Genomic DNA, 26,597 nt, shown 5'->3' with positions numbered 1-26,597 from the left:
GACTTCATGCAGGAACATCGTTATGACGTGGTCATCGTCGGCGCCGGTGGCGCAGGCATGCGTGCGGCAATCGAAGCTGGCCCCCGTGCCCGCACGGCCGTACTGACCAAGCTCTACCCCACCCGCAGCCACACCGGCGCGGCCCAGGGCGGCATGTGTGCCGCACTGGCGAACGTGGAGGAAGACAACTGGGAGTGGCACACCTTCGACACCGTCAAGGGCGGCGACTACCTCGCCGACCAGGACGCCGTCGAGATCATGGCCAAGGAGGCCATCGACGCGGTGCTCGACCTCGAGAAGATGGGTCTGCCGTTCAACCGCACGCCCGAAGGCAAGATCGACCAGCGTCGATTCGGTGGCCACACACGCGACCACGGCAAGGCACCCGTCCGCCGTGCGTGTTACGCCGCCGACCGCACCGGTCACATGATCCTGCAGACGCTCTACCAGAACTGCGTCAAGCACGACGTCGAGTTCTTCAACGAGTTCTACGCGCTCGACATCGCCATCACCGAGACCGAGGACGGCCCGGTCGCCACCGGTGTCATCTGCTACGAGCTCTCGACCGGCGAGCTGCACATCTTCCACGCCAAGTCGATCGTCTTCGCGACCGGCGGCTCGGGACGCATGTACAAGACGACGTCCAACGCGCACACCCTCACCGGTGACGGCATGGGCATCATCTTCCGCAAGGGCCTGCCCCTCGAGGACATGGAGTTCCACCAGTTCCACCCGACAGGACTCGCCGGTCTCGGCATCCTGATCTCGGAAGCCGTCCGCGGTGAAGGTGGCATTCTCCGTAATGCCGACGGTGAACGCTTCATGGAGCGTTACGCACCCACCATCAAGGACCTCGCTCCTCGTGACATCGTGGCGCGTTCGATGGTCCTCGAGGTTCTCGAAGGCCGCGGCGCCGGCCCGAACAAGGACTACGTCTACATCGACGTGACGCACATCCCCGAGGAAGTTCTCGACGAGAAGCTCCCCGACATCATGGAGTTCTCGCGCACCTACCTCGGCGTGGACCCCGTCAAGGAGCCCGTGCCCGTCTACCCGACGTGCCACTACGTCATGGGCGGTATCCCCACCAAGATCAACGGTGAGGTGCTGCGCAACAACGACGAGATCGTCAAGGGTCTGTACGCGGCCGGCGAATGCGCCTGTGTCTCCGTACACGGTGCAAACCGTCTCGGTACCAACTCGCTCCTCGACATCAACGTGTTCGGCCGTCGCGCCGGCATCGCTGCCGCCGAGTACGCGAACTCCACCGAGTTCGTCGACATGCCGGAAACCCCGGCCGCGATGGTCGAAGACTGGGTCGGCGTCATCCTGTCCGATCACGGCCACGAGCGCGTTGCGGACATCCGCACCGAGCTGCAGCAGTCGATGGACAACAACGCCTCCGTCTTCCGCACCGAAGAGCGCCTCACCCAGGCTCTCAAGGATGTGCGTGCTCTCAAGGAGCGCTACAACCACATCACGGTCCAGGACAAGGGCAAGCGCTACAACAGCGACCTGCTCGAGGCCATCGAGCTGGGCTTCCTCCTCGAAATGGCAGAGGTCACCGTCGTCGGCGCCCTCAACCGCAAGGAATCGCGCGGCGGCCACGCTCGCGAGGACTTCCCGGACCGCAACGACGCCGAGTACATGAAGCACACGATGGCGTACAAGGAGGGTGACGGCCTGCTCTCCGACATCCGTCTGGACTACAAGCCGGTGATCCAGACCCGCTACGAGCCGATGGAGCGTAAGTACTGATGTCTGCGCCTGCTGTAGATGCACCCAAACTCCCCGCTGTTCCCGAGGGGGCCGTCATGGTCACTCTCAAGATCGCGCGGATGAATCCCGAATCGGGCGAGGGCCAGCACTGGGACAGTTTCCAGGTCCCGGCACTGCCCACCGACCGTCTGCTCAACCTGCTGCTGTACGTGAAGGGTTACCTCGACGGCACCCTCACGTTCCGTCGCAGCTGCGCACACGGTGTCTGTGGATCGGACGCCATGCGGATCAACGGTGTGAACCGTCTGGCCTGCAAGCTGCTGATGAAGGACATGCTGCCCAAGGACGGCAAGCCGGTCACCATCACGGTCGAGCCCATCAAGGGCCTGCCCGTCGAGAAGGACCTGGTTGTCGACATGGAGCCCTTCTTCGACGCATTCCGCGCCGTGAAGCCGTTCCTCATCACCAGTGGCAACGAGCCCACTCGTGAGCGCATCCAGAGCCAGCACGACCGTGCTCGTTTCGACGACACCACCAAGTGCATCCTCTGCGCATGCTGCACCACGTCGTGCCCCGTGTACTGGAGCGACGGCAGCTACTTCGGTCCCGCTGCCATCGTCAACGCACACCGGTTCATCTTCGACAGCCGTGACGAGGCCGCTTCCGAGCGTCTCGACATCCTGAACGACAAGGACGGCGTGTGGCGTTGCCGCACCACGTTCAACTGCACCGACGCATGCCCCCGCGGCATCCAGGTGACAAAGGCAATTCAGGAAGTCAAGCGAGCTCTGCTCTTCGCTCGATAGTCAGGCCTTCGGCCCTGTGCGCGGTTAGGGAGTCTCCGGACTCCTTGACCGCGCACAGCTATGTCGGGGGCATGTTGAGCGGTGTCACGACTTGAACCGGTGACGTCGTAAAGCCGAAGTGAGCGCCCATGGCGCCGTGTTCTTTCATGACCACCTGACAGGCAGTGCGAACATCCGCCCGCAGATCGTGGTGGAGCACCGCTGATATTCGCCTCTCCCCCAGCAACTTTCGATTGTCACCGTCGAGATCGTGAGCGATGAAGACACTGCACTCCCGGTTCAGTTCTTCGAACGCGTCGACAGTGGCCAGGTTGCCACCACCGATCGAATACACGGCACGGATCTGCGGATCGGATTCGAGTGCCGCTCGCACCAATTTCCTACTCGTCTGATCCAGACCGTCACTGTTCGGAATGTCGATCAAACGGCGATGCGGAGCCGAGACGCGCATAGCGGAGCGAAATCCCATCTCCCGTTCTTCCTCCCCACGGAAGAAGCCGCTACTCATGCTGACCAGCACGTTGCCGTCCCGATCCCCCAGCCACTGATCTATCAAGTACGCGGCGGTGGCTCCGGCGGCTCGGTTGTCGATGCCGATGTAGGCGGCTCGCCTGCTACCGGGAACATCGGTCACCAACGTGACGACCGGAATCTTGGCCGCCACCAACCGGTCGATCGCCGCCACGACTTCCGGAGTGTCGGGAGCCTTGACGATGACTCCGTGGGATCCGCGTCGGCGAATCTTGTCGAGCGTCGACGTCATCGCTTCGACCGAACCGGTTTCACGAAAGTGGAACCGAGAACGAACAACAGCAGGCGCAAGGGTCGGCAGTTCGGCCTCGAGCGCGTCACGGACTGCGTCGGAAAACCTTGCGGGAGTTTGCAACACGACGTCGACGATGAACGTGCGCCCGACCAGTTTCAGTTGCGAGCGTTGACGTTCCAGGTCCGTGATCGCCTGGCGAACCTCCGATCGTGTGCCCTCCCGAACTCCAGGACGGTCGTTGAGCACCCGGTCGACGGTGGCCTCACTCAGGCCCGACTGCTGAGCGATCTCCCGTACTTTGAATCGATGCGCCACAACTACCTCACGATGATGGATATTTGATGGTTTTTCGCTGTTGCTCGAGGTCTTCGTCACAGCCAGACTAAACCCATGACTTCTCCGCCGGGCGTAACCAGGCCCGCACTCCTAGCCGACACCGTCGTACTGGTCAGTGGCGGCTCGCAAGGCGTCGGCGCCGGCGTCGTTCGCGCCGCAGTCCGTGAGGGCGCTCAGGTGGCTTTCACCGGCCGACGCCCGGACGTCGGAAAGGCTCTCGAGGCAGAACTTCCGGGAACCCACTTCATCGAAGCCGATGTGGCGCAGACCGATTCCGCGCTCGCCAGCGTGGCCGAGACGATCTCTCACTTCGGCCGCGTGGATGCCCTCGTCAATTCTGCCGGACTCACCTCGCGCGGCACGCTGCTCGACACCACCGAGGAACTCTTCGACCAGCACATCGCGGTGAACCTCCGCGGTCCGTTCTTCACGATGCAGGCAGCCGTCAAGGACATGCGCGAGCGTGCGGTCCCCGGGTCCATCGTCAACATCATCTCCACGTCCGAACTCGGCGGGCAACCGTATCTCGCGCCGTACGTGGCAGCGAAGGCCGGGCTGGCGGGGCTGACCCGCAACGCCGCCCATGCGCATCGCTGGGATCGCATCCGGATCAACGGTCTCGACATCGGGTGGACACAGACCGAGGGAGAAGACCTCACGCAGAGAGCTTTTCACGACGCCGGTGACGACTGGCAGGAACGTGCGGGCAGCACCCTCCCCATGGGCAAGCTCGGACAGGTCGACGAAATCGCCGAATTCGTCGTCTTCCTGCTCTCCGATCGCAGCGGAGTCGTGACAGGTTCGATTATCGACTGGGACCAGAACGTCTTCGGAGGGCTGGACTGATGGGCGCTCAAATCGGAGTCATCGGGCTCGGACGAATCGGTAGCTACCACGCCCGAAACCTGCTGACGATGGACGGCGTCGACGCACTGATTGTCACCGACGTCGACGCACGTCGAACCTCGGACGTGGCAAGCGAACTCGACGTGGAGTCCGCTGCCGATCCCGACGCGCTTTTAGCGTCAGGCATCGACGGCGTTCTGATCGCCGCGTCGTCGAGTTCGCACGCCGACCTGATCGAAGCCGCTGTCCGCCGAGACATCCCGACGTTCTGCGAAAAGCCGGTAGCCGACTCGATCGAATCCTCGGTTCGTGTCCTCGCGACTGCCGAGCAGACGTCGGTACCAGTCGAGATCGGATTTCAGCGCCGATTCGACCCGTCATTTGTGGCGGCGTACGACGCAGTTCGATCCGGAGAACTCGGTTGGATCCACACTCTCCGATCGACCACCCTCGACCCCGCTCCCCCGCCGATCTCGTACATCGCACACTCCGGCGGCATCTTCCGCGACTGCTCGATCCACGATTTCGACATCGTCAGGTGGGTCAGCGGCCGCGAAGTCACCACGGTTTTTGCCACCGGCTCGAATCAGGGTGATCGCGGGATCGCCGATGCCGGTGACGTCGACACCGCCGCAACGGTTCTCACTTTCGAAGGCGGAACCATCGCGGTCGTGTCAAATACCCGCTACAACGGCCGCGGCTACGACTGCCGACTCGAGGTACTCGGCTCGGCGGACTCCGTCGTTGCCGGGCTGGACGACCGCTTGCCACTCCGCTCTCTCGACCCCGAAACATCGTTCCCCTCGAAGGAGCCGTACACGTTCTTCATGGACCGCTTCACGTCCGCCTACCGTGCGGAACTCGAAGCATTCCTCGGCGTTGTCGCCGGGCGTCGGGAATCACCGTGCACGCCCACAGATGCGGTCGAGTCGGCGTGGATCTCCGAAGCTGCAACGCACTCTCTGCGCGAGGGTCGGCCCGTCACGATCACCGAAGTCAAAGATCTGTTCCTTCACGACAAGAATGAGGCACACACATGAGCACTCCTCGCATCGCCGGCGCACCGATCTCCTGGGGCGTGTGCGAAGTCCCGGGCTGGGGCTACCAACTCGACCCTGCGCAAGTCCTCCGGGAAATGCGCGAAGTCGGTCTGGCGGCAACGGAAATCGGACCGGAGGGCTTTCTGCCGACAGCACCCGCCGAAATGGCCAAGGTGCTCGCGGATCACGACCTAAGCGCAGTCGGCGGGTTTGCACCAGTACTGCTGCACGATGACGATCATGATCCGGTACCCGGCATCTCCCCCATCCTCGACGGTTTTGTCGCCTCGGGTGCCGAGGTTTTGGTTCTGGCCGCCGCGACGGGTTCCGACGGCTACGATTCACGCCCAGAACTGGACGAGCAGAGTTGGAAAACCCTGCTACACAATCTCGATCGCCTCACCGACGCCGCGGCCGAGCGTGGAATCAGGGCAGTTGTCCACCCTCACGTCGGAACGATGATCGAGCAGCGCGACGAGGTCCTGCGAGTGCTCGACGGCTCGGCCATCCCACTGTGCCTGGACACCGGCCACCTGTTGATCGGCGGCACCGATCCGGTCGACCTGGCGCGTCAAGCTCCCGAGCGCATCACCCACGTGCATCTCAAGGACGTCGACGATGCCCTCGCATCACGCGTTCGCAGTGGTGAGCTCACCTACACCGACGGCGTGAAGGCGGGAATGTACCGTCCGCTCGGTGGCGGCGACGTCGACATCGCCGGTGTCACAGCCATATTGCAGCGCCACGGTTTCGACGGGTGGTACGTGCTCGAGCAGGACACCATTCTGGCCGAGGCTCCGTCGGACGAGGGACCGGTGCGCGATGTGCGAGCGAGCGTCGAGTATCTGCGGTCGGTTCTGTGACACCTCCGACCCCGCTGCGGATAGGCATTCTGGGAGCCTCACGCATCGCCGAGAACGCGATGATCAAACCTGCAACGGCCACCGGGCACCGCCTGGTGGCCGTTGCCGCACGCGACCCCGAGCGGGCCAGAGCCTATGCGGCCCAGCATGGGATCGAACGGGTGGTCGGTTCGTACGCCGAGCTGATCTCGGATCCGGAGGTGGACGTCGTCTACAACGCGCTACCCAACAGCCTGCACGGACCGTGGAATCTCGCCGCCGTTCGGGCCGGCAAGCACGTGCTGACGGAGAAACCGTTTTCGAGCAACGCGGTGGAAGCGCGTGCTGTAGCCGAGGCAGCGCGCGTGAGCGGAGTGACGCTGCTCGAGGGGTTCCACTACCTCTTTCATCCGGTGAACCGGCGCCTGCTGGATGTGGTTCGGAGCGGCGCCGTCGGCGCGGTCACTCGGGTGGAAACCGTACTGCGGATGCCCACACCATCCGAGAACGACCCGCGGTGGGAGCTCGCATTGGCAGGCGGGTCACTGATGGACCTGGGCTGCTACGGGTTACATGCTTCCCGGACGCTGAGTGACGTCTGTGGCGGTGCGCCAGTGGTGACCGGGACCCGCCACGAGGAATACGCTCCGGGGGTCGATTCGTGGTTCGACATCGAACTCGAATACCCCAGCGGCGCCACGGCATCCGTGGTGACCACGATGTTGGACGAGCGGTACCACTTCACCTTCCGAGTATTCGGCACTGAAGGAGACGTCCTGGTGCACAACTTCCTGCAGCCGGACATCGACGACCGTGTCTCCGTCACGGCCGGTGGGCGCACGAGCGTCGAGCATCTGGGCACGAAGTCGTCGTACACCTATCAACTCGAAGCGTTCGCCGATCATCTGTCCGGGGTCTCGGCGCTGCCGATCGGGCCGGGCGACGCGGTAGCCAACATGACGATGATCGACGAGGCGTACATGCATTCCGGCCTCGGGGTTCGGCCGACGACCATCCTGTGACGAAACGACTACAGCCTCGGTTCGATTCGAACCGAGGCTGTAGTCGCGAGGTTTTGATCTAGCGGCGAAGCTCGTGGGTCAGCGTCTCGAGCTCGTCACCGCCCGCCATCTCCTTGGTCAGTTCTTCGAGTGAGATGTCGTCGTACTTGGCGTCAAGCTTCTGCCTGCCTCGGTTGAGGAGCACGAAGTGATCGCCGACCATGTACGCGTGGTGCGGATTGTGCGTGATGAAGATGACGCCGAATCCCTGTTCCTTGGCAGCGGTGATGTAGCGCAATACCATTCCCGACTGCTTGACGCCGAGCGCTGCTGTCGGCTCGTCGAGAATCAGCACGCGCGCGCCGAAGAAGATGGCGCGGGCGATGGCAACACACTGACGCTGACCGCCCGAGAGACTACCGATCGGTGCGTCGACGTCAGGTAGTTCGATGCCCATCTTCGACAGTTCCGAAAGAGTCGTCGCGCGCATGGCGTTGGCGTCGAGCGACTTGATCAGACCACCCTTGCGCAGTTCCTGCCCGAGGAAGAAGTTGCGCCACACCGGCATCAACGCAACGACGGCGAGGTCCTGATAGACCGTCGCGATGCCTTTGCCGAGAGCTTCTTTCGGCGAGTGGAACGTTGTCGGTTCACCGTCGACGAGTAATTCACCTTCGCTCTGTTGGTGCAGACCGGCGATGATCTTGATCAGCGTGGACTTGCCTGCGCCGTTGTCACCGAGCACGCCTGTTACTTCACCCGCACCGACGCGCAGGTTGATTCCCTTGAGCGCGATGATGTTTCCGTATTGCTTACCGACGTCCTTGAGCTCGATCAGTGGCACGTTGCCGCCCGAGTTCGAGAGAGCGGGAACTTCAGCTGTGGTACTCATGTGTCACCTTTTCGCAGCGTAGTTGCGGAATGCGTTGTTGGCGATGACCGCGAAGAGCAGCATGGCGCCGAGGAAGAACTTGAACCAGTCCGGGTTCCAGCCTGCGTAGACGATGCCCTGGTTGGTCATACCGAAGATGAATGCACCGATCGCAGCGCCGATCGCGGTTCCGTAACCACCGGTGAGCAGGCAACCGCCGATGACTGCGGCGATGATGTACAGGAACTCGTTACCAACACCCTGACCGGACTGAACGGTGTTGAACGAGAACAGCAGATGCATGCCCACGAACCAGGCAGCAAAGCCGACGGTCATGAACAAGCCGATCTTGACTGCGGTCACCGGCACACCGATCGCGCGGGCACTGTCCTGATTGCCGCCGACCGCGAAGATCCAGTTGCCGATCTTGGTCTTGAACAAAACAAATGTTGCAATCGCGGTGAACAGCAGCCACCACACGACCGTGATCTTGACGGACACCCCGAAGACCGAGAACGACGACGCGAATACCTTTTTGGCGGAATCGAATCCAGCCATGTCGGAGACGCTGGGTGTGGCCACCTGACCACTCACGAGCTTGGTGACGGCCAGGTTGATACCGGTCAACATGAGGAAAGAACTCAAGGTGATGAGGAAGCTGGGAATCTTCGTCTTCATGACGAGGTAGCCGTTGAAGAATCCGACGGCGAGCGAGACGACCAGCGCCAGAATCGCGCCCACCCACAGGTTGAGGTGCAGGTTGTAGGCGATCATCGACGCGGCGAGCGAGGACGTGGTGACTGCGACGCCGGCGGAGAGGTCGAACTCGCCGCCGATCATGAGCAGGGCGACCGCGCAAGCCATGATGCCGATCGTGGAGCTGGAGTAGAGCACTGTCGCAAGCGCTTCCGGCGTACGGAACGGTGCCGCGACGATACAGAAGAAGATGAAGATGGCGATGGCGCCGACAAGTGAACCCATCTCCGGGCGGAGCAGCAGACGCTGAATGCGCTTTTGCTCCTTCACCCGTTCATCGGTCACGACTTTATGGGCGGCAAGGTCGAGATCTGCCTGAGTGGACATGATTTCCCTTCCGTGCTGGACAGGCGCACGGAGGGCGGACTCTCAGCCCTCCGTGCGCCCGGATCAGCGAGTTCCGTTCTTGGCGTACTCGGCGACCGAGTCGATGTTGGTGTTGTCGATGAACGCGGGTCCGGTCAGGGTGGGCAAGCCACCACCGATCACGTTGCCGTTGTTGAGGTAAAGCCACAGCGAATCGATGGCGAGGTAGCCCTGCAGGAAGGGTTGCTGGTCCACTGCCCACTGCACGTCACCGGATTTGATAGCGTCGACGAGCGCCGCGTTGGTGTCGAAGGTGACGACCTTCGCCTTGCTGCCCGCATTGCCGACCGACGTCACGGACGTCAATGCGAACGGCGCACCGAGCGCGAGAACTCGATCGATTGCCGGGTCCTGTTGAAGTTTCGCGGTGATGGTCGACTCCACCGACGGCATGTCCTTGCCGTTGACGTTGAGAATCTCCGTCGTTCCCTTGAACGACTTCTTCACACCGGCGCACCGTGATTCGAGGCTCACGTTGCCCTGCTCCTGAATCACGCACAGCACCTTGGTGGCACCTTCGGTGTTGAGTCGCTCGCCGGCAGCTTCACCGGCAATCGACTCGTCCTGACCGAAGTACTCCTTGACGCCCATGTCCTTCCAGGTTTCGAGGCCCGAGTTGAGGGCGACCACCGGAATGCCCGCGGCGGTGGCACTTTGGACCGCGGCAACCATGGCGTCGGGCTTCGCGAGCGTGACGGCGATCCCGTCGACCTTGCTGTCGATCGCACTCTGAACCAAGTTGGCCTGGTTCGGTGCCTCGGGATCGGCGGAGTACCGAAGTTCGATGTTGTCCTTGGCCGCTGCGGTTTCGGCGCCCTTGCGCACCAGATCCCAGAACGTGTCACCGGGAACTTCATGGGTGATCATCGCAATGGTGGCGCGGGGCGTGTCCGCCGTACCCGCGCCCATTCCGGATCCGGAAGAATCCGGCTTACCGCCGGTGCTGGAACAGGCGGCCAGACCCAAGACCACGACTGAGGCTCCGGCCAGTACGGCAACGCTCTTGCGTCCCGTGAGAAACGACATGTGAACTCCCTCTCGACATCAACCAACGGCCCGCGAACGGATGGTGCTCGGTTGTATGTGAAAGATGTAATACCCGTCACAGTCGAATGTCAATAGTTTGTTCTGACATTAGGACTGCTTATCAAAGACCGGACAACCTAGTTTAGGTCGAAACGCCAGGTCAAAGCCCTACGAGTCCAGTTGAACCTCGAACTACAAGTTGTGGTTGCGCGACTATGTCCCTGCCCAAGAGTCCACTTCCGGCGTCGAGACGTTCGGAGATTCGCTCCACCGCGGCGCCACCCAGAAACGCCGTGTCCTGCCCGACACTGGTCAGATCGATGTGCGCCAAACCTGCCAATGCACTGTTGTCGAATCCGATCACGGAGACGTCGCCGGGCACCGAGACTCCCGCACGCAAGAAGACGTCCAGGACTCCTAGCGCGCAACGATCGTTGAAAGCGAAGACCGCACCGGGAATCCCTTGTTCGACCATCGACCGCGCGGCGTCCGCGCCGAACTCCTCCGTGAGGCCGCCGGGAAGTATCCGCGATTCCAGTCCGGCCGCCCGCATGGCCTTCCGGTAGCCCTGACGCCTCTCCTGGGCGCCCGGACCGCGTCCGCCGTCGACATGGACAATCGAGCGGTGCCCGAGTCCGACGAGATGATTCACGGCCATCACGGCGCCCGCCTCGTCGTCCGTGCGGACAACGTCCACATGTGCTGAGGGCATCTTCCGGGCGAGCACGACGACGGGAACCTTGGCCGCCAGGTCGACGATCTCCGATTCCGGCGCCTGCGAACCCAACAGCAAGATCGCCTCGCATCGGTCGTCGAGCAGGGTGCGCACGGCGCGCGAGCCAGGCCTGCGGTCCGAGACGGCGCTGAGAACGACGTCGTAGCGCAAGCGTTCGGCTGCGTCGTAGATCTCGTCGAGCAACTCCGCGTGAAAGGTTTGCGCGGCAACATAACTGACACCGATCAGGCGGCTGCGATGCTGGCGCAGCAGTCGCGCCGCGTTGTCGGGTCGATAGCCGAGTTCGTCCGCGGCCGCCTTGACCCGTACCCGCGTCGCATCGCTGGCACCCGGGACATCGCGAATGACGATGGACACCAGTGCGCGTGACACACCGGCCAGGTCTGCTACGTCTTGCAAGGTGGGGCGTCGACTGTTCACCTCCACAGACTAGATCGTTCCAGCGAATACACGCCGAAACGTTGACGCACGAGGCAACCAGCGCTTTACTGACACGACTAGAACGATCTAGTTCCTCATCCTCACTCCGAACGGAGCCCCCATGTCTGCCTCTGTTGCAGTCGGTCTGATCGGCGCTGGATGGATCGGCCGTTTCCACGGCGAGTCCGTCGCGCTGCGTATCCCCGGCACCCGTCTCGTCGCCGTCGCCGATCCTGCGCCCGGCGCTGCGGCGTCGTTGATCGAACGTGTCAGTCCCGACGCCCGCGCGTACACCGACGCCCTTGAGTTGATTGCCGATCCGACCGTCGAAGCGGTGCTCATCAGTACGCCCGCATCAACTCACACCGATCTCGTGGTAGCAGCAGCGGAGGCCGGCAAGCATGTCTTCTGCGAAAAGCCGATGGCTTTGACACTCGAGGACGCCGATCGCGCAATCAGCGCATGCGCCGCGAACAATGTTGCGCTGCAGGTCGGTTTCAACCGGCGCTTCGCCGCCGACTTCGCCGCGGCACACGACGTGATCACCTCCGGTGGGATCGGGACCCCGCAGCTACTTCGCTCTCTGACTCGCGATCCGGGAATCACCGCCGACGTCGCCTCTCGAGTCAAGCCGTGGACGATCTTCAACGAGACACTGATTCACGACTTCGACGCCCTGCTCTGGCTCAACCCGGGGGCACGCGTCGTCGAGGTGTTCGCGCAGGCCGATGCTCTCGTCCATCCGCAGTACAAGGAGCAGGGGTACCTCGATACGTCGATGGTTCAGTTGCGGTTCGACAACGGCGCCTTCGCGTCGGCCGAGGCCAACTTCCAGGCCACCTACGGTTACGACGTTCGCGGCGAGGTTTTCGGTTCCGGTGGAATGGTGAGTGCAGGCGAGGTCACGCGGACCGCGATGCGTCATTACAGCTCACCGGGCGTTCGGGCCGACACACCTCGGGTGAACATCGAACTGTTTCACGACGCCTATGTTGCCCAGCTAGCGCACTTCGCAGACTGCATCCGCTCCGGCAGCGCGCCGTCGGTCGACGGTCTCGATGCTCGCAACGCCCTGGAAATCGCACTGGCTGCAAAAGAATCCGTGGAAACCGGACTGCCCGTATCGCTGCTGTCGGTGCCGCAGTGAGCCCCTTCGATTTGGCGGTCTCTGCCGAGATGACGTTCACCGAACTCCCTGTCGTCGAACGCATTCGGCGGATCTCGGAGGCGGGGTTCGCAGCCGAGATCTGGAGTTGGCAAGACAAGGACCTCGATGCTCTGGTCGCCACCGGGGCTCGGTTCTCCTCGATGACCGGCTATCTTCACGGCGATTTGTTCGACGAAGCGGGCAGCGCCGAACTCGTACGTACAGCGGCGCTATGCCTCACGCCGGCAGCGAAACTCGGCGTTCCTCGGCTGAACTTCCATACCGGCGAGCTGATCGACGGACAGGCCGCGCGCCCGCAGTATCGAACTACGGGAGCGATGTGGCTGACGGCCCAACGCGCTCTCGAGAAGATCGCGCGACTGGGTGAAGACGCCGGAGTCGTCTTCTGCCTCGAGAATCTCAATACGATCGTCGATCACCCTGGCGTACCGATGGCCAGAGCCAAAGACACTCTGGCACTGGTGGAATCCGTCTCACACCCCAACCTCAAGATGATGCTCGACCTCTACCACGCACAGATCGGCGAAGGAAACCTCATCGAACTCGTGCGGCGTTGTGGTGACAACATCGGCGAGATTCAGGTGGCCGACGTACCCGGCCGATGCGAACCCGGAACCGGCGAGATCAACTACCCAGCCATCGCACGCGTTCTCGCCGAGCAGGGTTACACCGGCACGATCGGATTGGAGGGCTGGGCATCCGGAGACAGTGACACCGCACTCACTGCTTTCCGGAACGCCTTCACTCTCTAACTCTCACCCAGGAACGTGATCCCGTCGTAGCGCGCAGATCTTCCGTCACCGGTCGAGTCCACGGGGAGCGCTTCCTGAGGTCTTTTTGATGGATTTCAGGGGTAGTTTCGATGGCTTTTCCTTGGCAGTCTTTGAGTCACAGCACATCGTGAACTCCGCAGGAAGGCCCCCGAATGACTCCAGCACTGACCGACCACACCGTGCCGTTCGCGGGTAGATTGCACCGAGAAGATTGCAACATCGAAGACTTCGCCGCTCTGGTCGCACACGAGACAGACCCCGTCGATTACCCGTACGCCCATTCGGTGGCCGACGGCGTTCTTCTCTACCGCTCGGATGCTCTGGTCGACAAATTGTCGAATCCTGAAATCCGGGCGGAGATTCAGGACGAGATCGCCCGGGCGTTACTCACCGGTCCAGGCATCACGGTCTTCCAAGGCGCGTTCGACGCGGAGGTATTGGATCGCGCCAGTGCGGTCTTCCGTGAACTCATTGCGCGCCAACACGAAGCCGGCGCGGTGTCCGGAGATCACTTCGCCAAACCCGGAGCCAATGACCGGATCTGGGGAGCGCAACTGAAGTTGGCGCTCGAAGATCCCAAGGCTTACGTCGACTACTACGCAAACAGCATTGTCGCTTTAGCTTCGGAAGCCTGGCTCGGCCCCATGTATCAGGTGACGTCGGACGTCAACGTCGTCAATCCCGGTGGCGCCGCACAGAATCCACATCGCGACTACCACCTCGGTTTCATGTCGAGCGACGTCGCTGCGAAGTTCCGAGCGCACGTTCATCGCTTGACCCCCGCCCTCACCTTGCAAGGTGCAGTCGCCCATGTGGACATGCCGGTCGAGACGGGCCCGACGAAATATCTGCCGTACTCCCAACAATTCGAATCCGGATACCTCGCGTTCGAGCGTCCCGAGTTCAAGGAGTTCTTCGAGGCCAATTACGTCCAATTACCTTTGGAGAAGGGAGATGCCGTCTTCTTCAACCCTGCACTGTTCCACGCCGCCGGCCACAACAAATCCGCCGACGTCCTGCGCATGCCAAATCTTCTTCAGGTGTCGTCAGCCTTCGGTCGCGCCCTCGGAACCATTGACCGGGACGCGCTCGTCAACGCGATCTATCCGGCACTGCTCGCTCTCAGCGAAGCAGGTTCCGACGAGGCAGTTCGGTGTGCCGTCGCCGCCTCGGCCGAGGGCTACGCCTTCCCGACCAATCTGGACCGAGACCAACCGATCGACGGCCTCACGCCTCAGACGCAGGCCGAACTTGTGACGGAGGCAGTTCGTGAGCGGATTTCACCTGATCGACTGGCCGATCTACTGAAGGCACAGTCCGAGAGACGAATGGCCTGAGGGACGGCACCGCTGACGAGACTTTTACCGCTCAATGCCGATCGGTCGGTACGATCGTGGGCATGGGGTGGGACTTGTTAGTGCTGTTCGCCATGATCGGCCCGTTGGCCGTGTTCGGGTGGGCCGCCGTTCGGGCGAAGCGCCGCGGACTCGGCGGATCGTTCGTCGGGCCGTTTCAGGAGATGTTCGATCCCGGTGCTGCGCGAGCCCAGACCGTCATCGAACAGATCGCGGAACTTCCGGATCCTGCGGACTCCGGCGACCCGGACAACGACGACGATGTGCCGTACACAGTCGCCTACGAGGGTGTTCGGCTCCACATCAACCCCGGTAAGGCTCGACAGCGCGGAGGCGACGGGACCACCAAGCGAGCTCAGTGAAAGTCGGACCGGATACAACGCGAGGGAGAACTGGTTCAGTCAGGGCCGGCGAAGTTGAAAGGTGACACCGTTCTCCAACTCATCTGAGCTGAAGGACTCCGGAGAGAAGTGGCCCAAGCTCACCTCATAGTTTCTCTGGTTTGCGGGGACGGCATCAAAATGTGCGGTGTAGGAGCAGGTGCTCATTCCGTCGGGAAGTTGATCGATTGCCTCGACCTCGAGTGCCGACCTTGTGGATGCAGCGCCGCTGCCCCCGAAAATCTGAATCTGGTCGTTCGGAGCAACACGAATCATGTCGATCACGCACTCTCCAGAGACCGTCTCGGCCTGCTCTGCCTGACCGGTCACCGTTATCGTGGCGGCAAAGGTTTTCGGCACATCGACATTGGTCGTGCAGCTTGTCAGCATCAGCGCTCCCACAGAGCCCGCTGCCGCAGCCGCAACCTGTGCTGACCTTCGCCTCATAGTCGTCAACGGTAGTGCGTCCGAGTCGCCACGGTGCTCGGTTGCCGAATCCGAAGAGTCACACGGGGCCCGTCGCCGGCCGGCCGAACCACGTGGACAGCTGAGTATCCAACTCCGCCTGCGAATCCCCCACCCATGCCACGTGACCGTCCGGTCGAAGCAGGACAGCCGGTGAGTCCAATTCGGTGCTGGTGTCGACTACGTGGTCGACTCGATCGCTCCAACCATCTACCGCCAGTTGGCTACCCTGGTCGAGAAGAAGTCCGCGGCCGGATCGCATCAGGTCGTACAGGTTGCCGCGGGTCAACGCGATGTTCCGCAGCCGCCGACCGAGTAGGTCGTCGCCTTCGCCGAAATCGTAGCGAATCGAGATCGCAGTGATCTTCTCGGTCAGATAGCGCTTGACGTCTTCGAATTCCATCAGCTCGGAGATCAAGCGCCGCAAGGCTTGTGGACCGGCAGCGGTGGAGATCAGCTCCGCCTGCGCGCGCGTGTTGTCGAGAACGTCGGCAGCCACCGGACGCCGTTCCGATTCGTACGTGTCGAGCAGGACGTCCGGTGCCCAGCCGTTGATCTCGGCGGCGAGCTTCCAGCCGAGGTTGAAGGCATCTTGCACACCGAGATTGAGACCTTGACCGCCCATCGGTGGGTGGATGTGTGCGGCATCGCCGGCGAGGAACACCCGGTCGCGCCGGTAGTGCTCCGCTAGACGGGTGGCGTCGCCGAAGCGCGAGAGCCACCGCGGCGAGTTCACACCGAAGTCGGTACCCGCAATGGCCAGTAGCTGTTGTTTGATGTCGTCGAGGGTGGTCGGTGTTGCGCGACCGTCGGCAACTTCGGCCGCAGGGACCACGACACGAAAAGCGCCGTTACCGGCGGGACCGACTCCGAATCGTTTGTGCGTTTCCCGGATTTCAGCGACAACGGCGGCCAGTTCATCAGCCGGCATGGTCACGTCCATTTCGCCGATCAGCGTGTCGGCGCTCGACGGCTCGCCGGGAAACCCGACGTCGATCAGCTTCCGAACAGTGCTGCGGCCGCCGTCGCAGCCCACGAGATAACGCGCGTGAAGTGTTGTGCCGTCGGACAATTCCGCTGTGACGCTATCGGTATCTTGACGGATCGCGACGACGCGCTTCCCTCGCTGAATGTCCGCACCGACTTCGGTGGCATGTTCGGCAAGAATCCTGTCGATCTCGGGCTGAGGAATGCCCAGTACGTACCCGTGCGCAGTATCGAGGTGCGCCGGTGCCGGTTTGCTGATCCCCGCGAAGAATCCACCGAGCGGATACTTGCGGCCGTGCGCGAGGAACTTGTCCAGCAACCCGCGCTGCTCCATGATTTCGATGCTGCGCACATGGATGCCGAGGGCACGGACGAACTGAGTCGGCTCCTCGTCCTTGTCCACGACGACGACATCGACGCCCTGCAGCCGGAGCTCACCTGCCAGCATCAATCCAGTTGGTCCAGCACCGACAATGATGACGTCACTCATGCGATCCCCTCCTTCGGGCAAGGCTTTTGCTTGCTCGCAGCAGACGAGTGTGCACCATCACCGGGGCCTTGCCGCAAGCCCCGGGTCCCGCGTTATGATGAAGGTGGCGGAAGACGCTTCATCAGCGCACCAACACCACAGCACCCGTATCGCGTGGGAGCCGCCAACTCTCGATCACCGTCGGCACCAGCATGGCCCCGAGAACACCCAGCGTCAGAGAAAACGGCACTCCGCCGCTCAGATCCTCCGACTCCGCCAACGGTGTACAGAGCGTGATCACCAAAGCGGACAGTGCAATACCCAGACCGGACGCCAACTCTTGCAGCGTTGCATGCAGAGTATTGGCATCGGTCAGCTCACCCGAGTCGACGTCGGCGAACGCCAAGCTGTTGTACGCGGTGAACCCGATGGATCGCAACGCGCCACTGACAAACAGTGCGACAGCGATTACGACGTCCGGTGTCGTCGACGAGATCAGTACCAGCGCACCGAAGCACACCACCGACAGAACTCCGTTTCCCACCAGAACTAGTCTGATCCCGAATCTGCGCATGAGCGGAGTGGTGAGCGGTTTGATCGCGATATTCCCCGCGAACAGGGCCATCACCAGCAGACCGGCCTTGAACGCCGACATTTCGAATCCCACTTGGAACAACAACGGCAGCACAAACGGCACGCCCATGATCACGAGCCGGTACAGCGAGCCGCTCGACGCGACGAGCCGAAACGATCGAAGTCGGAGGACGCCGAGCGCGATGAGCGGATGATCCGACCGGACGAGGTGAATGACGGCCAAGCTCAACAAGATCAGAGCCGCAACGATCCCGAGGCCCACTCGTAGCCAGTCGGTTCCGGCACTGTGCACGTTATCGAGCGCCACGACAAGCACTGCGACGCCTGCTCCGATCACCACCAATCCCAGCCAGTCGAGGCTCCGTTTCTGCGCCTCCCGAATGTCGGGCACCATGCGCAATGCCAGCAGAAACCCGACGATCCCGATCGGAACGTTGATCAGAAAGATCCAGCGCCACGAAGCGATCGACACGATGGCTCCACCCACAGCGGGCGCAAGAACCGGCGCTGTGAGCGCCGGCCACGTCAAGTAGGCGATAGCCCGTACGAGTTCCGCCTTCGACGTCACCCGCAATACTGCGAGCCGCCCCACCGGCACCATCATGGCGCCGCCTACCCCTTGTAAAGCACGCATTCCCACCAGCATCGGGAGGGAGGTGCTCAGTGCACATCCCACCGACGCCACCGTGAAAACGGCTATGGCAGAGATGAAGACACGTCGCGTTCCGAATCTGTCGGCCATCCATCCGCTCGCCGGGATCAGGACGGCCAACACCAGGAGGTACGAAGAAACGGCGACATTGACGTCGACGGCATCAACTCCGAAAGATTGGGCGATCGACGGCAGTGCCGTTGCGAGAATCGTCGCGTCCAGCATCTCCATGAACAGCGCTGCTGCCACGAGCAGCGCCAGTCCGCGGGGAAATGTCACTGCACCAGAGCCTTTCGGAGGAGCTGTCGATCAGCCGAGAGAAATCCAGCTGCCGGAGGTCACCGAGGCGACCATCGCGTCCAGAGCCTGTGCGGACGCGACTGCATCAGCGATGGTCGCGCCCTGCGGCGCTCCGTCCACGATCGAGGCGATGAAATTGCGAGCCTCGATCACTTTCAGGTCGTCGTAGCCCATCGCGTTGGCCGCGCCAGGCTGGAAGCGGCCGAACTCACCGGACTCGGGGCCGACCAGAACCGTCGTGACGGATTGGTCCTGGTACTTCGAGCCGAGGCTGGTGCCCAGTTCACCCATCCGGCGGTAGTCCCAGAACACGGCACCTTTCGTGCCGTGAATCTCGAATCCGTAATTGTTCTGCTCTCCCACGGCGACGCGGCATGCTTCGAGGGTGCACCGGCCACCCGACCCGAGGCGCAGCAGTGCGCTGACGAAGTCTTCGTTCTCGACAGCCCCCATCTCCCCACCGCTGGCCCGCGCATGTCCACTGGTAGCGGCGGACGGACGCGCACGCTCCGGGATGAAGATCGCAGTATCCGCAACGAGAGCGTCGACGTCACCGAGAAGATGACGAATCAGATCGATGCCGTGCGAGGCCAAGTCGCCCAGGACGCCGGCGCCGCCGCGCTCACGCTCGTATCGCCAACTCAAAGCACCTTCAGGGTGGGCCGCATAGTCGCTGAGGAAACGAAAACGCGAGTGCGTGATCGTGCCCAACTCCCCTGAGTCGATCAGGCTCTTTGCCAGGGCCACAGCCGGCGCGTTTCGGTAGTTGAAGCCGACGGTCGACTGCACACCGGCCTTCGAGACTGCTACGGCAACAGCTTTGGCGTCTTCCGTGGACAAGCCGACGGGCTTCTCGATCCAGATGTGTTTGCCGGCCTCTGCCATTGCGACGCCGATTTCACGGTGCAAGAAGTTCGGGGCCGTGATGCTCACCGCGTCGATGGCCGGATCGGCTGCGATATCGCGCCAATCCTGGGTGAAAGCTTCGAAACCGAATTGGTCCGCTGCTTCCTCCCCTCTGCCAGGCACCTCGTCGGCGACGGCGGCCAGGCGGATCACGGGAAGCTGCGGATAGTGCTGCCGCAGACGCAGATACGCCTGCGCGTGGACGCGGCCCATCCATCCGAATCCGGCAACTGCTACTGAAATGCCTGTCATGAGGCTCCGTTCGGGTCAAATGATCGAAGGATCGCAGAAATGCTGGGATCACAAATCACCCCCACTGACTCGGTCAGGCGGGTACTCGTGTCACCGGGATCGAGATCTAGCGGTCGACCACGGTGGTGTCGAAGTAGTAACGCGACGCTCGGTAGCAGTGGCTGCCGTACTCGACGGCGCTACCTGAATCGTCAAATGCAGTGCGGCTCATGGTCAAGAGGGCAGCACCCACTTTCTCGTCGAGCAATCCTGCTTCTTCGCGAGTCGCCGCCCGAGCGCCGATTCGCTGCCGCGCCACACGGATGTGAACGCCGCGAGTTCGCAAGGTTTGGTACAGCCCCTGCGTCTCCAACTCCTCGGGATCGGGTGCGATGTCCACCGGAATGTAGTTGGTCATCACGGCAAGCGGTTCGCCGTTGGTGCTTCGCAGACGCCTGATGGTGGCCACTTCGGCGTCAGGTTCGAGGTTGAGTTCCGCGGCAACGTCCTCGGCGGGAACTCCCACCGTGAACTCGAGCAGCTTGGTCGTCGGCGCCTGGCCGGCCCTCACAAGGTCGTCGAACAGGCTGGTGAGCTCGACCGGGCGGTGCACCGGACTTTGCACCACCTGAGTTCCGACTCCCCGCTTACGAACAAGTAGTCCCTTGTCCACCAGTTCCTGGATCGCGCGTCGAGTGGTCGGACGTGAGAGATTGAGCCGTTTGGCCAACGCCAGTTCGTTCTCGAAGCGATCACCTGGGGCAAGTTCGCCACCGAGAATAGCGCCCTCGATTGCCTGTGCCAGCTGAAAATACAGCGGCACCGGGCTCGAGCGGTCCAACTCGACGGCGAGTGCTGCGACCACGGCCAACTCCGATCTGTCTTGGGAAGGCGCCGTATCGACGCTACTTCTCTCGGCAGTGTATGCGAACACTAACATTCACTTGACCGCAAGTCATAATGTCCAGACAAACTATTGACAATCGCTGTGTCGCGGCGCACAGTTTCAGTCATACATCGGTGCCCTGCGTGGGCAACCCACCACGAACTCTCGGGAGTCAGTTTTGACAAGCATCAACACTCACCAGAGCGGGTCACACATCCCTGACGCACCCTTCGACGTGCTTGCCATCGGCCGATCGGGTGTGGACATCTACCCACTTCAGACCGGTGTCGGACTCGAGGACGTCGAGACGTTCGGCAAGTTCCTCGGCGGCAGCGCAGCCAATGTCTCGGTGGCGGCTGCACGCCTCGGCCGGCGAGCAGCACTGATCTCCGGCGTAGGCAGCGATCCTTTCGGGAAGTTCGTCACACGCGAGTTGGCACGTCTGGGCGTCGACAACAGGTTTGTCGTCACCAATTCCGAGTACCCGACACCGGTGACGTTCTGCGAGATCTTCCCTCCTGACGACTTTCCGCTGTACTTCTACCGCAAGCCGCATGCGCCCGATCTTCGGATCACCCCGGAAGACATCGACCTCGACGCCGTTCGAACAGCGTCCCTCTACTGGTCGACTGTGACGGGGCTGTCCGAAGAACCGAGTCGCAGTGCACACTTCGCGGCCTGGGAAGCCCGCGAACGACGCCCGCTGACGGTCCTCGATCTGGACTACCGCCCGATGTTCTGGTCGACGCCCCAAGAAGCAACCAATCAGGTGCAGCGCGCTCTGGCGCACGTGACAGTAGCCGTCGGAAACCGCGAAGAGTGCGAGATCGCGGTCGGTGAGACCAATCCGAACAAGGCCGCCGACGCGCTTCTCGACCTCGGCGTCGAACTGGCCATCGTGAAGCAGGGCCCGAAGGGCGTACTCGGCAAAACGCGAAAGCAGTCGATCACCGTGCCGCCCAACGCCGTCGACGTGGTCAACGGGCTGGGAGCAGGCGACAGCTTCGGCGGATCACTGTGCCACGGACTGTTGGCCGGGTGGCCGCTGGAGAAGGTACTGCGCTACGCCAACGCGGCCGGCGCGATAGTCGCATCTCGGCTCGAATGCTCCACTGCGATGCCGACCGCCGAAGAAGTCCACGATCTCGCCGAAGCCACAGCCACGGAGGCAGTCAATGTCTGACAAGCTCGCCGCCCGCCCCCTCGCCACCACCTACGCCGAAGTGACGGAACTGCGTGCGAGCGATCCGCAGATCATCGAAAAGGCCTGGGCAGCGCGAACTCCTCGCGCCACTGTTCGAGGCAATGGCCGGCTCATGATCGTCGCGGCCGATCATCCGGCGCGTGGGGCGCTGTCTGTCGGCGGCAAGCCGACAGCGATGAACAGTCGTACCGATCTGCTGGACCGGTTGCGCACTGCTCTCGACAATCCTGGAGTCGACGGCGTTCTCGGTACTGCGGACATTCTCGACGATCTGCTCCTCCTCGGCGCCCTCGACGACAAGGTCGTCTTCTCGTCGATGAACCGCGGCGGCCTGGCAGGCGCCAGCTTCGAACTCGACGACCGCATGACGGGTTACACCGCGGCCGGTACCGCAAAGTTCGGTATGAACGGCGGAAAGATGCTGCTGCGCATCGCACTCGACGACGCGGGCACTCTGCCCACCATGACGGCATGTGCGGAAGCCGTGGACGAACTGGCCGCGGCCGGACTGATCGCGATGCTCGAGCCGTTCCTCTCCAGTCGCGTAAACGGCAAGGTGGTCAACGATCTCAGCCCCGACGCCGTCATCAAGTCCATCCATATCTCCCAGGGCCTCGGCTCCACCTCGGCGTACACGTGGATGAAACTGCCGGTCGTCGACGAGATGGAACGCGTCATGGATGCGACCACCCTCCCGACGCTCCTCCTGGGGGGAGATCCGCAGATCGCGCCGGAAGAAACGTACGCAAAGTGGGACGCTGCACTTCAGCTGCCGTCCGTGCGCGGACTGATCGTCGGACGCGCGCTGCTATACCCACCCGACGGCGACGTCACCGTGGCCGTCGACACCGCAGTCAAGCTCGTCCACTAGAACCGACCTGGCAGGAGCAAGATGTTCAGCAAGTACTACGTCCCCGCCGGATCGTCCGCCGACGGTGATTTCACGACAGTGGTCACGCCGGAGTCCGCCGGGTGGACCGAATCCAGCTTGTGGACACTCGAACTCGCCCCTGGCGCTGACGTCCACCTGCAGTCCGGCGAGAACGAGATCATCGTCGTTCCACTGGCGGGTTCGGCCGTGGTTGTTGCCGAGGGGACGGAGATTCCCCTGACCGGCCGCGCATCGGTTTTCGACGGTCCGAGCGATTTCGCGTACGTCGGTCGCGACGCCGACTACTCGGTCAGCAGCACGGGCGGAGGCCGCTTCGCCCTGTGCGGAGCGCGCGCCGGCGCCAAGCTCCCCCATCGCTACGGTCCGGCTTCAGGAGTTGCGGTCGAGCTCCGCGGCGCCGGGAACTGCAGCCGACAGGTTCACAACTTCGCCACTGCAGACACCTTCGAGGCCGACTCCATCATCGCGTGTGAGGTCATCACCCCCGGCGGGAACTGGTCGTCGTATCCCAGCCACAAACACGACGAGAACAGCGACGTCGAATCGGCCCTGGAAGAGATCTACTACTTCGAGATCGACAGAAGCCCCACCGGGACCGAAGGTTTCGGCTACCACCGCGTGTACGGAACCGCCGAGAGACCTATCGAGGTGCTCGAGGAAGTCCGCTCGGGCGACGTCGTCCTCGTGCCGCACGGCTATCACGGCCCGTCCATCGCAGCGCCGGGCCACCACATGTACTACCTCAATGTCATGGCAGGTTCGGGCGAGATCCGGGCGTGGAACATCTGTGACGATCCGCAACACACCTGGCTACGTGGAAGCTGGGATCACCAGGACATCGACCCTCGACTGCCGTTGCAGTCCCACAACTGACGGAAGTGAAAGCTGTGGCACCCACCAACAACGCAACCGGCAATCGTCCACCTCGCGACGAGCCGACCGTATACCTGACCGTTTCTCAAGCTGTCGTCCGCTTCCTCGCCAACCAGTACACCGAACGCGACGGCCAGCGCACCAAGCTGTTTGCCGGCTGCTTCGGAATCTTCGGGCACGGCAACGTCGCCGGACTGGGGCAAGCACTCTTGCAGGCCGAGATCCAGGATCTCGACGCCGGCCGTGAGCCGACACTCCCCTACGTGCTCGGCCGCAATGAACAGGCGATGGTGCACTCGGCTGTCGCCCACGCCCGCATGAAGGACCGCCTGCAGACGTGGGCGGTCTCGTCCAGCGTCGGCCCCGGTGCCACCAACATGATCACCGGCGCGGCACTGGCCACCATCAACCGTCTACCTGTATTACTCCTTCCCGCAGACACTTTCGCGACCCGCGCCAGTGCCCCCGTCTTACAGGAACTCGAACTCCCGTCGAGCGGCGACGTCACGGTCAACGACGCTTTCAAACCGGTCTCACGATACTTCGATCGGGTATGGCGCCCGGAGCAGTTGCCGAGCGCTCTGCTCGCCGGGATGCGCGTTCTCACTGATCCCGTCGAGACCGGCGCAGTCACCATCGCCATCCCGCAGGACGTGCAGGCCGAGGCTTTCGACTGGCCAGAGTCGTTCTTCGCCGAACGGGTGTGGCACGTGGCCCGCCCGCTCCCCGAGCGATCGGTGATCGAACGCGCCGCCGCGATCATCCGCTCGGCTCGCAAGCCACTGATCGTGGCCGGCGGCGGCGTGATCTACAGCCAGGCCACCGACTCTCTGGCAGCGTTCTGCGCGCAGACCGGAATCCCCGTGGGGCAGAGCCAGGCCGGCAAGGGTTCATTGGTCTACGACCATCCACAATCCGTCGGGGCGGTGGGGTCCACCGGCACTACGGCTGCAAACGCACTGGCTACCGAGGCGGACGTCGTCATCGGAATCGGTACGCGGTACAGCGATTTCACGAGCGCGTCCCGCACCGCGTTCACCAATCCCGACGTTCGCTTCGTCAACATCAACGTCGCTTCACTGGACTCCGTGAAGCAGGGCGGAGTCAGCGTGGTCGCCGACGCACGTGAGGCACTCGACGCGCTGGCGATCACACTGAACGACTACCGGGTGGACGACGAATATGCGTCCAGGATCGGTGACCTCGCTCGCGATTGGGATGCGATCGTCGAATCCGTCTACAACCCAGCCGAACCCGCTGCCGACGGGTCACTGAATCAGAATCAGGTGATCGGCCTGGTCAACACACTGTCCGATCCACGTGACGTCGTGGTGTGCGCTGCCGGGTCCATGCCAGGTGACCTCCACAAGCTGTGGCGAACCCGTGATTCCAAGGGGTATCACGTCGAATACGGGTACTCGTGCATGGGATACGAAGTTGCCGGCGGTCTAGGCGTCCGCATGGCGTGCCCCGATCGCGACGTGTTCGTGATGGTCGGAGACGGTTCCTATCTGATGATGGCCACCGAATTGGTCACCGCCGTACAGGAACGCCTCAAGGTCATCGTCGTCCTGGTGCAGAATCACGGATTTGCCTCCATCGGTTCACTGTCCGAGTCGCTGGGTTCCCAGCGCTTCGGCACGCAGTACCGCTACCGCTCGAATGACGGACGTCTCGACGGAGGGGTTCTCCCGGTCGATCTGGCCGCGAACGCCGCCAGCCTCGGTGTCGACGTCATCCGCGCCAACACCGCTGCAGAGTTCGCCGACGCGATCAAGGTTGCCAAAGCAAGCGACACCAGCACCGTCATCCACGTCGAAACCGACCCGCTGATCGGCGCCCCGGACAGCGAATCCTGGTGGGATGTACCGGTATCGGCCACCTCCGAACTGGAGTCCACCAAGAAAGCACGGACAACTTACGAGTCCTGGAAGAAGATCCAGCGACCGTACCTCCGTCCATCCGAATGAAAATTCCGCACAACCACACCCCATAAAGCTTGCCCGCGAAAGGAATCTAGACATGAGCGCGATTCACGTCGGATCAGCCCCCGACTCCTGGGGCGTGTGGTTTCCGGACGATCCACAGCAGACCCCTTACGCACGATTCCTCGACGAGGTATCCGCGTCGGGATACGAATGGATCGAACTCGGCCCGTTCGGATACCTTCCGACCGATCCAGCCAAGCTGACTGACGAACTCGGAGCACGCGGCCTGAAGCTTTCGGCCGGTACCGTTTTCGAACACCTGCACCAGGACGATTCCTGGGATGCCGTCTGGAATCAGATCAAGGACGTCGCCAAGTTGACCGCAGCCGTCGGCGGCAAGCACGTGGTGGTCATCCCTGAGATGTGGCGCGACCCTTCCACCGGAGCGGTACTCGAAGACCGCAATCTGACGCCCGAGCAGTGGCGTAAGAAAACCGACGGCATGAACGCTCTCGGGAAGGCAATGCTCGAGGAGTACGGCGTCATGGCGCAGTACCATCCTCATGCCGACAGTCACGTCGACATCGAAGACAACGTCTACAAGTTCCTCGAAGGGACCGACGAGCGTTTCGTGAATCTGTGTCTCGACACCGGCCACATCAGCTACTGCGGCGGCGACAATCTCGCAATTATCAACAAACATCCGGAGCGCATCGGGTACCTACACCTCAAACAGGTGGATCCGGCGATAGTCGCCCAGGTTGAGGCGGAGGACCTGCCGTTCGGTGAGGCCGTCAAACTCGGTGCCATGATCGAACCGCCGCGCGGAATCCCCGACATGCCGCCGCTTCTGGAGGCCATCGAGAAGCTCGGCATCGACGTGTTCGCGATCGTCGAGCAGGACATGTATCCCTGCCATCCCGACACACCGCTGCCCATCGCAGCGCGCACTCAGAAATACCTGTCCACCTGTGGCGTCCCCGCCGTCCGTTTCAACTGAGCA

25 protein-coding genes are annotated in these 26,597 nt (G+C 62.6%); 15 read left to right on the top strand and 10 right to left on the bottom strand.

What is annotated here, in order from left to right; translation table 11 throughout:
* The first annotated feature begins 6 nt into the window (after positions 1 to 6).
* Together sdhA and YH3_RS12065 are read left to right on the top strand one after the other, a co-directional pair.
* A complete protein-coding gene (gene sdhA, locus YH3_RS12070) occupies positions 7 to 1,758 on the top strand; it encodes a succinate dehydrogenase flavoprotein subunit (RefSeq protein WP_003941011.1) in 1,752 nt (583 codons plus the stop codon).
* Positions 1,758 to 2,525, top strand: coding sequence for a succinate dehydrogenase iron-sulfur subunit (locus tag YH3_RS12065; RefSeq protein ID WP_003940925.1), 768 nt, complete (start codon positions 1,758 to 1,760; stop codon positions 2,523 to 2,525). The genes sdhA and YH3_RS12065 overlap by 1 nt, the downstream gene beginning before the upstream one ends.
* A gap of 58 nt (positions 2,526 to 2,583) precedes the next feature.
* Here the strand turns inward: YH3_RS12065 and YH3_RS12060 are convergent, their stop codons facing one another.
* The gene (locus YH3_RS12060) at positions 2,584 to 3,606 is read right to left on the bottom strand and encodes a LacI family DNA-binding transcriptional regulator (RefSeq protein WP_064443402.1); all 1,023 of its coding nucleotides are present in this window, start codon (positions 3,604 to 3,606) and stop codon (positions 2,584 to 2,586) included.
* A 75-nt stretch (positions 3,607 to 3,681) separates the two neighbouring features.
* Between YH3_RS12060 and YH3_RS12055 the strand changes: the two genes are divergently transcribed.
* The 4 genes from YH3_RS12055 to YH3_RS12040 are packed head-to-tail and all read left to right on the top strand — an operon-like array spanning position 3,682 to position 7,377.
* A complete protein-coding gene (locus YH3_RS12055) occupies positions 3,682 to 4,473 on the top strand; it encodes an SDR family oxidoreductase (RefSeq protein WP_064443401.1) in 792 nt (263 codons plus the stop codon).
* Positions 4,473 to 5,513, top strand: a complete 1,041-nt coding sequence (locus tag YH3_RS12050) for a Gfo/Idh/MocA family oxidoreductase (RefSeq protein WP_064443400.1) — start codon at positions 4,473 to 4,475, stop codon at positions 5,511 to 5,513. The genes YH3_RS12055 and YH3_RS12050 overlap by 1 nt, the downstream gene beginning before the upstream one ends.
* Positions 5,510 to 6,376 carry a TIM barrel protein gene (locus YH3_RS12045; protein WP_020969151.1) on the top strand — a complete coding sequence of 289 codons (867 nt, stop codon included), beginning with the start codon at positions 5,510 to 5,512 and terminating at the stop codon, positions 6,374 to 6,376. Before YH3_RS12050 ends, YH3_RS12045 begins: the two co-directional genes overlap by 4 nt.
* Positions 6,373 to 7,377 carry a Gfo/Idh/MocA family protein gene (locus YH3_RS12040; protein ID WP_080961238.1) on the top strand — a complete coding sequence of 335 codons (1,005 nt, stop codon included), beginning with the start codon at positions 6,373 to 6,375 and terminating at the stop codon, positions 7,375 to 7,377. Before YH3_RS12045 ends, YH3_RS12040 begins: the two co-directional genes overlap by 4 nt.
* Positions 7,378 to 7,435: 58 nt before the next feature.
* On the opposite strand, the gene YH3_RS12035 is transcribed toward YH3_RS12040, so the two are convergent.
* The 4 genes from YH3_RS12035 to YH3_RS12020 all read right to left on the bottom strand — a co-directional run bounded on the left by YH3_RS12035 (position 7,436) and on the right by YH3_RS12020 (position 11,537).
* Positions 7,436 to 8,248 (bottom strand): ATP-binding cassette domain-containing protein, encoded by an 813-nt coding sequence (locus YH3_RS12035; protein WP_007727336.1) that lies wholly within the window; start codon positions 8,246 to 8,248, stop codon positions 7,436 to 7,438.
* A 3-nt stretch (positions 8,249 to 8,251) separates the two neighbouring features.
* Complete coding sequence (locus YH3_RS12030) at positions 8,252 to 9,310, bottom strand: ABC transporter permease (RefSeq protein WP_003940759.1); 1,059 nt, start codon at positions 9,308 to 9,310, stop codon at positions 8,252 to 8,254.
* A 63-nt stretch (positions 9,311 to 9,373) separates the two neighbouring features.
* Positions 9,374 to 10,375 carry a substrate-binding domain-containing protein gene (locus tag YH3_RS12025; protein ID WP_007727338.1) on the bottom strand — a complete coding sequence of 334 codons (1,002 nt, stop codon included), beginning with the start codon at positions 10,373 to 10,375 and terminating at the stop codon, positions 9,374 to 9,376.
* Positions 10,376 to 10,535: 160 nt separating this feature from the next.
* Positions 10,536 to 11,537, bottom strand: a complete 1,002-nt coding sequence (locus YH3_RS12020) for a LacI family DNA-binding transcriptional regulator (RefSeq protein ID WP_064443399.1) — start codon at positions 11,535 to 11,537, stop codon at positions 10,536 to 10,538.
* A gap of 115 nt (positions 11,538 to 11,652) precedes the next feature.
* On the opposite strand from YH3_RS12020, the gene YH3_RS12015 reads away from it, so the two are divergent.
* From YH3_RS12015 to YH3_RS12000, 4 genes are all read left to right on the top strand, one after another.
* On the top strand, positions 11,653 to 12,678 hold the full coding sequence (locus YH3_RS12015; protein ID WP_064443398.1) for a Gfo/Idh/MocA family oxidoreductase: 1,026 nt from the start codon (positions 11,653 to 11,655) through the stop codon (positions 12,676 to 12,678).
* Positions 12,675 to 13,451: a TIM barrel protein gene (locus tag YH3_RS12010; RefSeq protein WP_080726629.1), complete on the top strand. Its 777-nt coding sequence runs from the start codon at positions 12,675 to 12,677 to the stop codon at positions 13,449 to 13,451. The genes YH3_RS12015 and YH3_RS12010 overlap by 4 nt, the downstream gene beginning before the upstream one ends.
* A gap of 173 nt (positions 13,452 to 13,624) precedes the next feature.
* Complete coding sequence (locus YH3_RS12005; protein ID WP_064443397.1) at positions 13,625 to 14,809, top strand: phytanoyl-CoA dioxygenase family protein; 1,185 nt, start codon at positions 13,625 to 13,627, stop codon at positions 14,807 to 14,809.
* 62 nt (positions 14,810 to 14,871) lie between these two features.
* On the top strand, positions 14,872 to 15,189 hold the full coding sequence (locus YH3_RS12000) for a hypothetical protein (RefSeq protein WP_235808399.1): 318 nt from the start codon (positions 14,872 to 14,874) through the stop codon (positions 15,187 to 15,189).
* A gap of 39 nt (positions 15,190 to 15,228) precedes the next feature.
* On the opposite strand, the gene YH3_RS11995 is transcribed toward YH3_RS12000, so the two are convergent.
* The 5 genes from YH3_RS11995 to YH3_RS11975 form a co-directional block, all read right to left on the bottom strand.
* The gene (locus YH3_RS11995) at positions 15,229 to 15,654 is read right to left on the bottom strand and encodes a hypothetical protein (protein ID WP_238592559.1); all 426 of its coding nucleotides are present in this window, start codon (positions 15,652 to 15,654) and stop codon (positions 15,229 to 15,231) included.
* Between the two features lie 58 nt (positions 15,655 to 15,712).
* Positions 15,713 to 17,149, bottom strand: coding sequence for a rifampin monooxygenase Iri (iri, locus tag YH3_RS11990; protein ID WP_064443396.1), 1,437 nt, complete (start codon positions 17,147 to 17,149; stop codon positions 15,713 to 15,715).
* A gap of 121 nt (positions 17,150 to 17,270) precedes the next feature.
* Positions 17,271 to 18,653, bottom strand: coding sequence for an MFS transporter (locus YH3_RS11985; RefSeq protein ID WP_081305327.1), 1,383 nt, complete (start codon positions 18,651 to 18,653; stop codon positions 17,271 to 17,273).
* A gap of 30 nt (positions 18,654 to 18,683) precedes the next feature.
* A complete protein-coding gene (locus YH3_RS11980) occupies positions 18,684 to 19,832 on the bottom strand; it encodes a Gfo/Idh/MocA family protein (protein WP_064443395.1) in 1,149 nt (382 codons plus the stop codon).
* 106 nt (positions 19,833 to 19,938) lie between these two features.
* Positions 19,939 to 20,676 (bottom strand): GntR family transcriptional regulator, encoded by a 738-nt coding sequence (locus YH3_RS11975; RefSeq protein WP_064443394.1) that lies wholly within the window; start codon positions 20,674 to 20,676, stop codon positions 19,939 to 19,941.
* A 199-nt stretch (positions 20,677 to 20,875) separates the two neighbouring features.
* Between YH3_RS11975 and iolC the strand changes: the two genes are divergently transcribed.
* From iolC to YH3_RS11950, 5 genes are read left to right on the top strand one after another with little or no spacing between them, the layout of a single operon-like run.
* Positions 20,876 to 21,880 carry a 5-dehydro-2-deoxygluconokinase gene (iolC, locus tag YH3_RS11970; RefSeq protein ID WP_193604587.1) on the top strand — a complete coding sequence of 335 codons (1,005 nt, stop codon included), beginning with the start codon at positions 20,876 to 20,878 and terminating at the stop codon, positions 21,878 to 21,880.
* Entirely contained in the window at positions 21,873 to 22,772 is a 900-nt protein-coding gene (locus YH3_RS11965) for a hypothetical protein (protein ID WP_064443393.1), read from the top strand. The genes iolC and YH3_RS11965 overlap by 8 nt, the downstream gene beginning before the upstream one ends.
* A gap of 21 nt (positions 22,773 to 22,793) precedes the next feature.
* Positions 22,794 to 23,666, top strand: coding sequence for a 5-deoxy-glucuronate isomerase (gene iolB / locus YH3_RS11960; protein WP_007727367.1), 873 nt, complete (start codon positions 22,794 to 22,796; stop codon positions 23,664 to 23,666).
* Positions 23,667 to 23,680: 14 nt separating this feature from the next.
* Complete coding sequence (gene iolD / locus YH3_RS11955; RefSeq protein ID WP_064443514.1) at positions 23,681 to 25,636, top strand: 3D-(3,5/4)-trihydroxycyclohexane-1,2-dione acylhydrolase (decyclizing); 1,956 nt, start codon at positions 23,681 to 23,683, stop codon at positions 25,634 to 25,636.
* Between the two features lie 52 nt (positions 25,637 to 25,688).
* Positions 25,689 to 26,594 (top strand): sugar phosphate isomerase/epimerase, encoded by a 906-nt coding sequence (locus tag YH3_RS11950; RefSeq protein ID WP_042923495.1) that lies wholly within the window; start codon positions 25,689 to 25,691, stop codon positions 26,592 to 26,594.
* Positions 26,595 to 26,597 lie beyond the last annotated feature (3 nt).

Source organism: Rhodococcus sp. YH3-3, assembly GCF_001653035.1.
GTDB classification, from domain to species: domain Bacteria; phylum Actinomycetota; class Actinomycetes; order Mycobacteriales; family Mycobacteriaceae; genus Rhodococcus_F; species Rhodococcus_F qingshengii.
Note: the sequence above shows the minus strand (reverse complement) of the source record. Positions and strands in the feature narration are given on the sequence as shown.